Genomic DNA, 12,470 nt, shown 5'->3' with positions numbered 1-12,470 from the left:
GAAAAGCAACAGGTGAAGACCCCACAGGAAGCGGTTTTCTTCCGAGGAGGCTGAGGCGTTGCCCACGGAAAGCAACTGCCCGGAGCGGAAATCAATGTTGCACTCATCCTTTTCAGCTAAATATTTACACTATGTCACATTTTATCTCAAATCAGTCATTTGGAAACTTAATAGTATGTGGGAATGGTCTTGTGATGGATGTGATTGGTTAGCGGGGGTTTTGTAGGTAGAGGATGGAAAGGTGCGTGTAACTGCTGGGAAAACGGTGTTCTCGCCAAGCGAATCGAAGTATGTATCCAAACAGTGGAAATACCAAATAATCATATTCAAAAGAATTAATCGTATTCCAATTAACTACTATAGATACTGTGTTATACTTGCAGTAATTTATAACAGTTAGGCATGGTGAATTATTTTGCAAAATGAGTTGATTTATCTAGGCAAGAAAATGATTGATCACAAGTATGAATTAACGCGAATCTTAAATAAGGTAATCCTAGAAAAAGGAACAGAAAGCTTTGCGAGGTCTGGGATGCCTGAAACCGAATTCACAGAAAAAAGACTAGATTTGTTTGAACACTTTGGTGGCGTTTTTATAGAAGAAGAGGAAGACGTCGTACTACAGGTAAGCACATGGGCTAAGGATGTGGCAGGATCGACGATTAAATACGGTATATCTCTTTCGCAATCGTTGCAAAATTTTTCTTGTATCCAACCTATTATTTGGGATTTCCTGAACGAAGAAATTCGGAATGAAACTATTACACCTGCTACTGCTTTGGAGGCAGGACAAAGGATCGAGCGATTAATTGATACGTGCATTCAAGTGTTTGGGAGCGAGCATGAAATATATAACAAAAGGCTAGCAGATTTAGCTTATTCGGCACTTGAAGAGCTCTCTGTCCCTGTTGTACCCGTTACAGAGGATATTGCCGTGGTCCCTTTAGTTGGATCGGTTGATGAACGACGATCAAATCTTATCCAAACAGTAGTATTGAGTGAGGCTAGTCGGTTAGGGTTAGAGTATTTAATCATAGATGTGTCAGGTGTACCTGTTATTGACACGCAGGTTAGTAATGAGCTTTTCACTATTATACATTCTATAAAACTATTGGGAATGGAGACTATCATAACTGGTGTTCGTCCAAGTATTGCGCAAACCGTTACAAGTCTAGGGATTGATTTTAGTCAGATTAAAACAGCCACCAATTTACACCAAGCACTACACGATCTTGGTTTTGTAAAAGTAGGTAACAATTAAGCTTCAGTTCTAGGAATTTAGCAGAATAGTGCAAGTTTACTAGTATCATAAAACCATAGGTAGACATATACCTATGGTTTGAGTGTAATTCTATTCAAATTTCCTATATTTCCCTGGTGAAATGCCATATCGTTTTCTAAAAACTCGATGAAAATAAGGGTAGGTGCTAAATCCGCAATTATAAGCAATACTCTCTAGTGTTAAGGTTGTATATCTCATTTGATCAATAGCAGTAGCGAGTCGGATTTTCTGGGCATATTCCACTATCGTTTCCCCAACATAGCTTTTAAATAAATGAACGGTTCGTGAAACGCTAAGACCTACGTGTTTTGCTACGTCATCTACAGTAAACGAAGTAGTAGCATGTTCTTCAATATACCGCATCATTTGTGTAACGACATAGGGGCGATTGAAACTAGGGGATTTCTCTGTCATGGCTCGTTCGAGTAACAAGCATAGGGAGCGAAGAAAGTAATCCATTAATTCATCGCTTTGATCTGTCTGTGGCCTCCGTATTTCTGCAATAATTTGCCGCCATAATGACACAAAATTCCCCTCTAATTCAATCCGTGAAACAGTCGATTTGGGTGAGCGTAACCACCAATCATCAATCCATTCTCCCTCACACAATAAATGATAATCACCACTATTTTGGCCTTCTTTAATAATTATTTCGTAGTCTTCACCTGGTTTGACTAGAAGAAGATCTCCTTTTTCTATCTTTCTTTTTTTGCCTTTAACGACGACTTCGCACATTCCCTCGGTTTGTAATCGAAAAAGGTACCCTCCTATACCCGATTTAAAAGAAGAATGGTACCCTTTCGTATGGAAGGAATAGCCACAGAATTTAATATTTATTTTGATCACCTCTTATAGCAAAATAGTGCATGTATCAATCATATCATTAATGTTCATTTACATGTGTGTAAGATAATATAAATTTAATAAAAGAAAATTAATAGATGTAAAGAAAAAGGAGGATGTGATCAACAAAGACCTTTTAGAAAGACTTTAAATGACAACGGTTACTTTTGGGTTTGCTTTAACTATTCAAAGAAAAGAGGAGATAAGGGTGAAAAGAATTCCAATTGCAGTTCAAATGTTTACATTGCGAGAAGAGGCGGAAAAAGACTTTGCAGGTACACTTAAAAAGGTAGCGGAGCTTGGTTTTGATGGAGTTGAGTTTGCGGGGTATGGTGGATTAACATCTAAGGAAGTAAGAAAGCTTTTGGACGATCTAGGACTTAAGGCAGCCTCCAGTCATATCCCGCTCGATCAATTAAAAGATAACCTAGACGAAGTGATTGAGGATCAAAAAATATTGGGCAGTAAATTTATTGTCTGTCCCTTTTTAATGCCAGATCAGAGAACGGAAGAAGATTACCGTGCGTTAATCCCTTTTTTAGAACAGGTAGGAGAGAAGTGTAAGGCGGAAGGGATAACACTTTGCTATCACAATCATGATTTTGAACTAGAAAAATTATCGGATGGAAGAAGCGCATTGGAAGCCATCTTTCATGATACATCCGCATCGTTTGTGCAAACAGAACTGGATGTTTATTGGCTAAAAAAAGCTGGTGAGGATCCTGTTGCATGGATTAATAGATTTGCAGACAGAGCACCACTCGTTCATTTAAAGGATATGACAACAGATACGGAAAAGTTTTTTGCTGAGTTAGGAACAGGTGGTGTCGATATTGATTCCATTCTTAAACTAGGTGATAAAGCATCAGTAGAGTGGTGGGTAGTAGAGCAAGATGTTAGTAGGAAAACACCATTTGAAAGTCTGGAAATTAGTATCAATTACTTAAAGGGTAAAATTCCTCAAATATAACTGACCTTAAAGGAGATTTATAAAATGACAAACGTAACTGTGTGGAATGAAAATAGACATGAACAATCTAACCCTAAAGTGAGAGAGGTTTATCCAGAAGGAATTCATGGTGCGATCGCTTCCTTTTTAAAAAAGGCAGATCTAAATGTACGGACAGCTACATTAGATGAGCCAGAGCATGGTCTTACTGATAGTGTATTAAAGGATACGGATGTCTTAGTATGGTGGGGACATATGGCGCACGATGAAGTAAGAGATGAAATTGTAGAGAAGGTTCATCAACGTGTGCTTGAAGGAATGGGTCTTGTCGTCCTTCACTCTGGACACTTTTCGAAAATTTTTAAAAAGTTAATGGGTACAACATGTGACTTGAAATGGCGGGAAGCAGATGAAAAAGAACGTCTGTGGGTTGTAGATCCTAGCCATCCCATTACAGAAGGGATTGGTGAGTATATTGAGTTAGAGCGAGAAGAAATGTACGGCGAACACTTTGATATCCCTGCTCCTGATCAATTAGTATTTACAAGTTGGTTTGAAGGTGGAGAGGTCTTCAGAAGTGGTTGTACATACCGCCGTGGAAATGGTAGAGTCTTCTACTTCCGCCCAGGTCATGAGACGTATCCTACTTACCATAATGAAGAAATCCAACGCGTGATAACAAATGGTGTGAACTGGACAGCACCTGTAAAACGAGTGAGACCGGTTTATGGGAATGCCGAGCCTATTGAAAAGATTGAAAATAAATAAACTGTTACAGTGTGAGTTTACGAGATGACAGAAAATTAGAAGCGAAATCTAAAACATAGAGGTATTGGAGGAAATGGATGTGAAAAAATTAAGAGTAGCTGTTATAGGTTGCGGCAGTATTGCTAAGTTTCGTCATTTGCCAGAATACGGTAGTCATAGTGGGGTAGAAGTAGTGGCGGTTTGTGATCTAATCGAAGAAAGAGCAAATGAGGCTGCCGAAACGTATGGTGCAGTAGCGTATACAGATTATAAGACGTTACTAAAAACAGAACAGATTGATGCAGTTAGTGTTTGCCTTCCAAACTACTTGCATGCTCCTGTTAGTGTAGCTGCACTTGAAGCTGGTTGCCACGTGTTATGTGAAAAGCCAATGGCAACATCCAAAGAGGAAGCAGAAAATATGATAAAGGCTGCAAAGGATAATGGCAAAAAACTAATGATTGCGCATAATCAACGGTTTGTTCCATCGCATGTAAAAGCAAAAGAATTAATTGAAAAAGGCGAATTAGGAAAGATTTATAGCTTTCGCACAACATTTGGCCATGGTGGTCCAGAAGGCTGGAGTGTAGACGGAAAGGAAAGTTGGTTTTTCAAGAAAGAGAAGGCATTTATTGGTGCAATGGGCGACCTTGGTGTCCATAAATCAGACCTGATGCGTTACCTGCTAGGAGAAGAATTTGTGGAAGTAGCAGGGTTTGTTGAAAATAATGCAAAGGAAGATACCGATGTGGATGATAATGCTGTATGTGTACTGAAAACTGCTAGCGGTATTATCGGGACTTTGACTGCTAGTTGGGCCTACAAAGGAAGTGAGGATAATTCTACTATTATTTTTGGGGAAAAAGCAACATTACGCCTAGAAGATGATCCAATCAACTCATTAGTGGCACAGTATGCGAACGGCCAAATAGTTAAGTATGAGCTAGGAAAAATACAATCGAATGAGGAAGGCGGTCAAAATAATTCTCATGTCATCGAACATTTCGTTGACAGTATTGTACAGGATAAAGAACCGTTAATCAGTGGGGAAGAGGGCATGAAATCATTGCAAGTTATTCTTTCTGCACTTGAATCAGCCCAAACAAAACGTATTGTTAGCCAATAAAGTCTGATCGTGATGATCAAAAATGAGAAGAGGGGATTAGTTTATGAAATTAGGGGTATTTACCGTTTTATTTTCAGAGAAGTCTTTAGAAGAAATGCTTGATCATGTAAAAGCTTCTGGTTTACAAGCCGTTGAAATTGGTACAGGTGGCTATCCAGGTAATGCTCACTGTAACGTAGATAGATTATTAGAAAGTGAAGAGGAGAGAAAAGCGTTTAAGGAGAAGGTGGATGCACGAGGGTTAACGATTAGTGCCTTTAGTTGTCACGGTAATCCGATTTCACCTGATAAGGAATTCGCGAAACAATCACATGATGTATTAGTAAAAACGATTAAACTAGCAAATCTTCTAGATGTTCCCGTAGTGAATACTTTTTCTGGTACTCCTGGGGATAGTGAGAAAGGAAAATACCCGAATTGGCCTGTAACGCCATGGCCAAATGAATACGGCGATATTTTAAAGTGGCAATGGGAAGAAAAGCTAATTCCGTATTGGAAAGAAATAGGGGAAATTGCGCAGCAGCTTCAAGTGAAAATTGGCCTTGAACTACATGCAGGATTTCTAGTTCATACGCCATATACGATGTTAAAGCTAAGAGAGGCTACCAATGACGCAATTGGTGCTAACCTTGACCCAAGTCACTTATGGTGGCAAGGGATTGATCCTGTAGCGGCAATTAAGATACTAGGCAAAGCAAATGCCATTCATCATTTCCATGCGAAGGATACGTATATTGATCAGGACAATGTTAATATGTATGGATTAACAGATATGCAAGCCTATACAGAGGTAAAAACTAGAGCGTGGAGCTTCCGTTCTGTAGGTTATGGGCATAGCATACAGGAATGGTCTAACATTGTAAGTGCATTAAGAACATATGGGTATGATCATGTGATTAGCATCGAACATGAGGACCCTATTATGTCAATTGAAGAAGGATTTAGTAAAGCAGTTAAGAACCTGCAAAGTATTAATATTGAAGAAGCTCCAGCAGATATGTGGTGGGTGTAAAGAGGTTTTATAATTTAATAAATGCAACAAAAAAGGTGTCCTGGATGGGCACCTTTTTTGTTATAGGTTAGAAAAGTTTTTCTGAAGGTTACTTAAAATAGAAATGGGTCAGATTCGAGAAGGGTTTTAGACTTCTCTTTTTCCTTGTAGCATTTCCCCCTTACACATAGGGCATTCCCGACTTGTTTTTGATATATCTTTATTCTCCAACCGCATCCAACAAGGGCATGTATCGCTTGTGCATTCCCATACTAAAATTTGTGTCATCTTTGCCCCTTTGTTAAGCTTTTGATCCGCCGTTGGTTTGAAAGGATCTAGAATAAAACGAGAAGCCTCGATTTCTTCTCCCCGGTAAAAGCTAGGGGAACTAATATACAATTGTTCCTTAGCTCGTGTAATGGCAACATAAGCTAGCCTTCGTTCTTCTTCTATAGCTGCTTCGATTTTCTTTGAGCCTTTGTTCTTAGATACCATATCCTTTCGATCATTGGCATCTAACGCCGAGCTATGTGGGAGTATTGATTCCGAAGCTCCAGTTAAAAAGACGACAGGAAATTCTAACCCTTTCGATCGATGGATTGTCATTAAAGATACCGCATTTGCATTGGGTGTTCTTCTAATGGTTTCCATCTCTTGATTTTTCTCATTTACTTCGTCAATAAACTCAATAAACGCTGCAACTGTTTCAAATTTACTAGCAGATGCTTCAATTTCTGAAAGGGTTTCGATCATGATTTCTTTGTGTAGTGTAACGCCTTTTCGCTCATCTGTTTCGATATAATGATCGTAGAACTGACGCACTTTTTTCACTGCTTGTACAGGTCTAAGATCCTTTAAGTCCTTAACAATATTAATCCGTTCATCCAGTTGTTTTCTTTGAAAGTCCTTCAAACCAGATAATGTGCGGAGGTGCTTGAGAATTTGTTTCCTAGGATTGATTAATTGCTCTGCTTCTAAGTGATACATCGCCTTTTCTCGGTTTAAAAATAACGATGGAAGCAAACTAGGGATTGCTTCGATATTTCCTGGATCTAGTGAAATTCTCAAATAGTCGATCACTGGCTTTACAATAGGTTGTTCATAAAAGGTTTCTCCTTTTGAATAAGTTAAGAATGGAATACCTTGAACCACTAATTGATCAAAGACCGCTCGAGAGCTACTGTTCGTTCTATGTAGAATAACGAAGTCTCGATAAGCATAATTACCAGTATTAACTTCTTTCTCGATTCGATCTATGATAGCAAGTGCCTCTTCATCGGTATTACTTGGCCGAAGAAAGTATGGGGGAGACTCCGTTCTTTTCGTACCTTTGAGAATCTTATCTTTACGTCCTTGGTTGAACTGGATGACTTGATTGGCTAGCCCAATGATACTCGTTGAAGAACGGTAATTTATGTCCAGTGTAATTAATTTTGTGTTTGGATATAGAGACTCAAAGTTTAAGATAATGGAGCTATCCGCACCGTTAAAGCTATAGATCGTTTGGTCATCGTCACCAACAACAAACAGGTGATCGTTAGGTTTGGAAATCATTCTTATTAATTCAAATTGTAATGGATTTGTGTCTTGCCATTCATCGCAGAGGATATATTGGAAACGATTTTGCATGCTTTGTAATAACTGGTGATCATTTTTTAATAGGTGATAGGTTTCCAATAGCATGTCGTCAAAATCGATAAAGTTATTCGCACTTTTCCATTGTTCGTATCGGTTTAATATATCTTTAATTTCCTTGTCTATGGATGTTTTACTTGGAAGTTCATCTATGCCTTTCATCTTACTTTTATTATCTGACAAAATAGCAAGTAATGTTTCTGGTTCATAGGTATCACGTAGACCTTGTTCTTTTAAGATTAATTTAATTGCCAGTTGTTTTCTTTTCTCATTACTAAGTACTTGCTGATTGTATCCTCTACTCTTTAGTAATCTAAAGAAAATAGAGTGGAAGGTACCAGTAGTAATTTGATTGGCCTGCAGTCTTGACAATCCGGGAAGTTGGCTGATCCGATCTTTCATTTCTTCGGAAGCCTTTTTGGTGAAGGTCACGAGCATTATTTGTTTAGGATCAATTTTATTTATCGTTATCAGATAGCCAGCTCTCGATGTTAGTACACGAGTTTTTCCACTTCCAGCCCCTGCTAAAACAAGTGCGGGACCATGGAAATGTCTAACCGCTTCTATCTGAGCCTCATTCAAGAGAATGCCTCTTTCTTCTAGTGCCCTAAAAAAGAACGCGTCTGATTCACTATCTGAGACCAACTCGACACTGGTACGATTATCAGCTAAAGCAGCATCATGGATAGATAAATCTTTGCTATTAATAGGGGCTCTATGAAATTCTAGCTGCTTCGTCATTTTTGTCACCTACATATTATAAATTAAGTTTCTAAAAAGCCATGAACTATTATTTTAATAGATTTAGAGAGAGCAAACAATAGCTGAGGGTAAATAATTAAAAGTTAGACTTTTCACCAAATTGCAAAGGACTATGTACAAGTGAATAGAGTACAATAGAAATAGGCATTTAGAGGGAGAGGAAGTGATGGAAAATGAGTAAATTTCATTCTATCGTTGTTGGACGAGGTGAACCGCTACTATTTTTACCTGCTGCTGGCTTCTCTGGTATAGAGGGACTTAATATTGCTGAGCATTTAGCTGACCGATTTGAGTGTCATCTATTGGATATGCCTGGTATTGGTAATAGTGAAGGAATGGAAGGAAGAATAACTCAAACCAAAATAGCTGTTTGGCTAAAAGAATACATAGAGTATAAAGGTTTTACTAATGGGGTTACGGTTGCAGGGCATTCTATGGGGGCTGCACTAGCAATGTGTTTAGCTGTTCAGTATCCAACACTTGTTAAAAAGATAGTTCTATTAGACCAAGGTCATGTGCCTATCCCTAGGTTTCCTACGAAGGACCTTGGTAAAGTAGGGCTTCTTGTGCCCCTCATTAGTGGAATAGAACGATTATTAGGAGACTTCTTTATTAAACGGATAGAAAAACTATTTCTATCTGATGAAGAAGAGGGGAATCTCTCAAAGGAAGAGCTGACAAAACAAGTTCGTAGTTTCTGTGAACGATTTGATGTACAACCGTCATCTTATATAGAAAAGGCAATCAAAGATCCAGTACCTGTTAATGGTGCTGGCTTGAGACTGATGCTCGGTTATCGTCGCTTACGATTACCTAAGATGCTTAACCAACTATCAGTTCCATGCCTATTAATCTTTGCATCAAAGAAAAGACATGATGTAAAAGAAGCGAAAAACGTTGAAAGGAATATAGTGAAAATACGTAATACTCATGTAAGTTTATATGAAATGGATAGTCATCACTATGTACACTGGTCAGACGAAAAATGCCTGGAAAAAATCAAGGGATTCCTCTATTAATATGTAGGAATTCCTAGTTTTAAAGGCTCTATTTATAATCCTCCCCCGGAAAAAGAAGAATGGTAAAAGTAATTGATCACTATTTCACAAAATATACACACTTATAATCTTTTTATGTCGGTATTTTATGTTATTATTCAATTGTGAAAGACATCACAAATAACATTACTCAACTTTAGGGGGAAACAAAGATGAAATTCAAAGCATTTTTATTATCTTTTCTTTTGGTAGGATTCTTAGCTGCGTGTGGTGGAGAGGATGAACAAACTTCCGCAGAAAAAGACACAGACACAGAGAAAACGGAAGAAGCAACAGATGTCGTAACTACAGCATCAATCGTAAATGATGCAGACGCATTTGTGAGTGCAGTTAGTAAGGAAGGTACATGGATCATTGCAACACTAGGAGATTTAACGATTGAAGAAGAAGTAGTTGTAGCAGGTGAATTCCATGATAAAGGGGATGCAGCCGAGGCTATCTACCGTAAAATTGCTCCTTATACACAAGATGAAGACCATAACATTACAGAATCATTCACGATTACAGTACCAAAGTTAACCGTTCAAAGTGAAAACTTAAGAATTCAAGGCGGAGTAATTAAAGGTGACGTTTACGTTGAAGCAAATGGTTTTAACCTACATGAATCAGCAAAAGTAGATGGTAATGTTTACTTTGCTAGTGAAGATGTGAAAGCAACAGCGGCTATTGATGGTGAAGTTACTGGTGCAACTGAAGTGGCAGCAGGGGATGCTGATGTCGTAACAACAGCTTCTATCGTAAATGATGCAGATGCATTTGTAAGTGCTGTTAGTGAAGAAGGTACGTGGATCATTGCAACACTAGGAGATTTGACAATTGAAGAAGATGTAGTTGTAGCGGGTGAATTCCATGATAAAGGCGATGCAGCAAACGATATCTATCGTAAAATTGCTCCTTATACACAAGATGAAGACCATAACATTACCGAATCATTCACGATTACAGTACCTAAATTAACTGTTCAAAGTGAAAACCTACGCTTCCAAGGTGGCATATTAAAAGGTGACATCGTTGTAGAAGCAAACGGCTTTAACTTAGATAAATCAGCAAAAGTAGAAGGTAACATCTACTTCGCAAACGAAGATGTAAAAGCAGCAGCAGCGATTGACGGAGAAGTAACTGGAGAACAAGCCGTACAATAATTTAAAATTAAAAAGCCTGGCAAATGCCAGGCTTTTTTTATGGTGCCTGTCACCACCCGATTTTTGTCGAATGGGTTAGGCGGAAACGTCCCTTTTCTTGAAAATTCCGAAGGCGAGGGCATGGAATGCGATAAAGTAGATGATGAGCATCGTGATAGAAAAGCCAAGTGTCATACTATCCACCATCGGTCCACCATCTGTATAAACGCTTAAATCCGTATTGGCAAATAAGATATACTTAACCCAATCAAAATAGGAGGATAATATATACGTTACTGAGCTACCAATGAAAAACAAAAATAAGGAAATTCCTAATGCAAGAGAACTATTTCGGAATACGGCTGAAATCATAAATGCCATGGTAGCAATCATTAATAAGTTAATAGAGTTTAATAAATATAGACCGATTAAATAAATGCCCATATTTCTTTCTACAACCTGACCATCTACATAAGCTAAATGTGGTACATCACTGTTCGGCATTCCAAATAGAATGGCGCCTAATATACAGGAAAATACATAGATGATAGCTAAATAAAATACCCCGTATAAAACGACTGTAATGTATTTAGACAGCAGTATTTTACTCCGGCTTATTGGACGTACGAGAAGTAATTTAATTGTTCCTCCTGAGAACTCTGATGCAACAATCCCAGCAGCAATGATAATCGTAAATAATCCGGCTAGCTCAACGGCCATATTAGCATCATAGACAAATGACCAAATGTTCTTTTCGGGAGAAGGTGGGAGGTTATTTTCCAACCTATATTCATTTATTGCTATATTACGTTCTGTCATCGAATCGATATTGTCATTTTTGTTTTCTTCTAAAAACTTTTTATCATCAGCAATTTGTTGTTGAAGTTCTTCCTTCCAATCTGGATTAAAAGTAGGGTTCTTTATTTCTTCATATTTCTCTAGTGCACCGACTCCTATTACAACAAGTAATATTAGCCCTATCATCACATATGTTCCGGCTTTTCTAAAGTGTTTTACCCATTCATTAATAATTAAATTAACCATTGATTTGCCCTCCTGCCATATCTGTTATTTCAAGGAAACGATCCTCTAATGATTTGGAAACTTGCTTGGCTCCGTATAAATCAACTCCTGAGTCAATCAAACGTTTTAGCAACGCAGGTATTTCCTCCTTGCGGGCTAATACTGAAAAGCCGTTTTCAAGTATTTCAACACCCCAATCTTCTTTTAGCCAGGTCACTGAATTGTCTAATGGCCCAGTTTCTACTACAAACGCTAACTGATCTGTGTCTAAAAAGTCTTTCACATTTTGTACATCTACTAATCTACCATTCTGTATAATTGCGATTCGATCACACATCATTTCCATTTCAGAAAGTAGGTGACTAGAAACAATCACGCTCATGCCTTTTTCTTTTGTGAGTGTGCGTAATTGATCTCTTATTTCTCTGATACCTGCTGGATCTAGGCCGTTTGTTGGCTCGTCTAAAATAAGTAATTTAGGTTCATGTAATAGGCACTGAGCAAGGCCTAACCGTTGTCTCATACCTAGCGAATATGTTTTGACTTTTTCGTTAATTCGATTCGTTAATCCGACAGATTGTATTACTTCATTAATTCTTTCTTTTGACACTCCTTTATGCATTCGAGCGTATTGAACTAGGTTTTGATAGCCAGTTAGATGCTTATACATTTCTGGATTCTCAACGATTGCGCCGATGTGACTAACTGCTTCCTCAAAGTCTTTTTGAATGCTTTTACCACAAATCGCAATGTCACCTTGGGTAATTTTCATTAAGCCAACAATCATTCGAATGGTTGTCGTTTTACCGGCGCCGTTTGGTCCGAGGAACCCAAATACCTCACCTGGTTGAACGGATAAGCTAAGATTGTCAATAATGGTTTTCTTACCGATTTTTTTTGAAACATTTTCTAATTTTAATACTGCTTCCATGT

The 12,470-nt window shown here is 38.1% G+C and carries 11 protein-coding genes; 7 read left to right on the top strand and 4 right to left on the bottom strand.

The genetic code is table 11. From position 1 onward, the window contains the following. Positions 1 to 448 precede the first annotated feature (448 nt). Positions 449 to 1,261 carry an STAS domain-containing protein gene (locus H7K77_RS15515; RefSeq protein ID WP_222599399.1) on the top strand — a complete coding sequence of 271 codons (813 nt, stop codon included), beginning with the start codon at positions 449 to 451 and terminating at the stop codon, positions 1,259 to 1,261. Between the two features lie 90 nt (positions 1,262 to 1,351). Here H7K77_RS15515 and H7K77_RS15510 read toward each other — a convergent pair whose 3' ends face one another. Further along, a complete protein-coding gene (locus H7K77_RS15510; RefSeq protein ID WP_328701138.1) occupies positions 1,352 to 2,128 on the bottom strand; it encodes an AraC family transcriptional regulator in 777 nt (258 codons plus the stop codon). A gap of 205 nt (positions 2,129 to 2,333) precedes the next feature. On the opposite strand from H7K77_RS15510, the gene H7K77_RS15505 reads away from it, so the two are divergent. From H7K77_RS15505 to H7K77_RS15490, 4 genes are all read left to right on the top strand, one after another. Then, positions 2,334 to 3,095 (top strand): sugar phosphate isomerase/epimerase family protein, encoded by a 762-nt coding sequence (locus tag H7K77_RS15505; protein ID WP_186578980.1) that lies wholly within the window; start codon positions 2,334 to 2,336, stop codon positions 3,093 to 3,095. A gap of 24 nt (positions 3,096 to 3,119) precedes the next feature. After that, positions 3,120 to 3,842: a ThuA domain-containing protein gene (locus tag H7K77_RS15500; RefSeq protein WP_186578972.1), complete on the top strand. Its 723-nt coding sequence runs from the start codon at positions 3,120 to 3,122 to the stop codon at positions 3,840 to 3,842. 79 nt (positions 3,843 to 3,921) lie between these two features. After that, positions 3,922 to 4,947: a Gfo/Idh/MocA family protein gene (locus H7K77_RS15495; RefSeq protein ID WP_186578970.1), complete on the top strand. Its 1,026-nt coding sequence runs from the start codon at positions 3,922 to 3,924 to the stop codon at positions 4,945 to 4,947. A gap of 43 nt (positions 4,948 to 4,990) precedes the next feature. After that, the gene (locus H7K77_RS15490) at positions 4,991 to 5,959 is read left to right on the top strand and encodes a sugar phosphate isomerase/epimerase family protein (RefSeq protein WP_186578968.1); all 969 of its coding nucleotides are present in this window, start codon (positions 4,991 to 4,993) and stop codon (positions 5,957 to 5,959) included. Positions 5,960 to 6,085: 126 nt separating this feature from the next. Here the strand turns inward: H7K77_RS15490 and H7K77_RS15485 are convergent, their stop codons facing one another. Beyond that, positions 6,086 to 8,314, bottom strand: a complete 2,229-nt coding sequence (locus H7K77_RS15485) for a UvrD-helicase domain-containing protein (protein WP_186578966.1) — start codon at positions 8,312 to 8,314, stop codon at positions 6,086 to 6,088. Positions 8,315 to 8,508: 194 nt separating this feature from the next. On the opposite strand from H7K77_RS15485, the gene H7K77_RS15480 reads away from it, so the two are divergent. Further along, complete coding sequence (locus H7K77_RS15480; RefSeq protein ID WP_186578964.1) at positions 8,509 to 9,354, top strand: alpha/beta fold hydrolase; 846 nt, start codon at positions 8,509 to 8,511, stop codon at positions 9,352 to 9,354. Between the two features lie 191 nt (positions 9,355 to 9,545). Beyond that, entirely contained in the window at positions 9,546 to 10,535 is a 990-nt protein-coding gene (locus H7K77_RS21315; protein ID WP_235988956.1) for a polymer-forming cytoskeletal protein, read from the top strand. A 75-nt stretch (positions 10,536 to 10,610) separates the two neighbouring features. Here the strand turns inward: H7K77_RS21315 and H7K77_RS15470 are convergent, their stop codons facing one another. Together H7K77_RS15470 and H7K77_RS15465 are read right to left on the bottom strand one after the other, a co-directional pair. Next, complete coding sequence (locus H7K77_RS15470) at positions 10,611 to 11,558, bottom strand: ABC transporter permease (protein WP_186578962.1); 948 nt, start codon at positions 11,556 to 11,558, stop codon at positions 10,611 to 10,613. Next, complete coding sequence (locus tag H7K77_RS15465) at positions 11,551 to 12,468, bottom strand: ABC transporter ATP-binding protein (protein WP_186578960.1); 918 nt, start codon at positions 12,466 to 12,468, stop codon at positions 11,551 to 11,553. The genes H7K77_RS15470 and H7K77_RS15465 overlap by 8 nt, the downstream gene beginning before the upstream one ends. Positions 12,469 to 12,470 lie beyond the last annotated feature (2 nt).

This window comes from Aquibacillus kalidii (genome assembly GCF_014280935.1).
GTDB lineage: Bacteria > Bacillota > Bacilli > Bacillales > Amphibacillaceae > Aquibacillus_D > Aquibacillus_D kalidii.
The sequence above is the reverse complement of the archived record's forward strand: the minus strand, read 5'-3'. Positions and strand labels throughout refer to the sequence as shown.

Excerpts from the sequence above, each read along its gene's own strand:
- H7K77_RS15470 (WP_186578962.1), bottom strand. The coding sequence starts at position 11,558 with ATGGTTAATTTAATTATTAATGAATGGGTAAAACACTTTAGAAAAGCC.
- H7K77_RS15490 (WP_186578968.1), top strand. The coding sequence starts at position 4,991 with ATGAAATTAGGGGTATTTACCGTTTTATTTTCAGAGAAGTCTTTAGAA.
- H7K77_RS21315 (WP_235988956.1), top strand. The coding sequence starts at position 9,546 with ATGAAATTCAAAGCATTTTTATTATCTTTTCTTTTGGTAGGATTCTTA.
- H7K77_RS15480 (WP_186578964.1), top strand. The coding sequence starts at position 8,509 with ATGAGTAAATTTCATTCTATCGTTGTTGGACGAGGTGAACCGCTACTA.
- H7K77_RS15485 (WP_186578966.1), bottom strand. The coding sequence starts at position 8,314 with ATGACGAAGCAGCTAGAATTTCATAGAGCCCCTATTAATAGCAAAGAT.
- H7K77_RS15515 (WP_222599399.1), top strand. The coding sequence starts at position 449 with ATGATTGATCACAAGTATGAATTAACGCGAATCTTAAATAAGGTAATC.
- H7K77_RS15500 (WP_186578972.1), top strand. The coding sequence starts at position 3,120 with ATGACAAACGTAACTGTGTGGAATGAAAATAGACATGAACAATCTAAC.
- H7K77_RS15465 (WP_186578960.1), bottom strand. The coding sequence starts at position 12,468 with ATGGAAGCAGTATTAAAATTAGAAAATGTTTCAAAAAAAATCGGTAAG.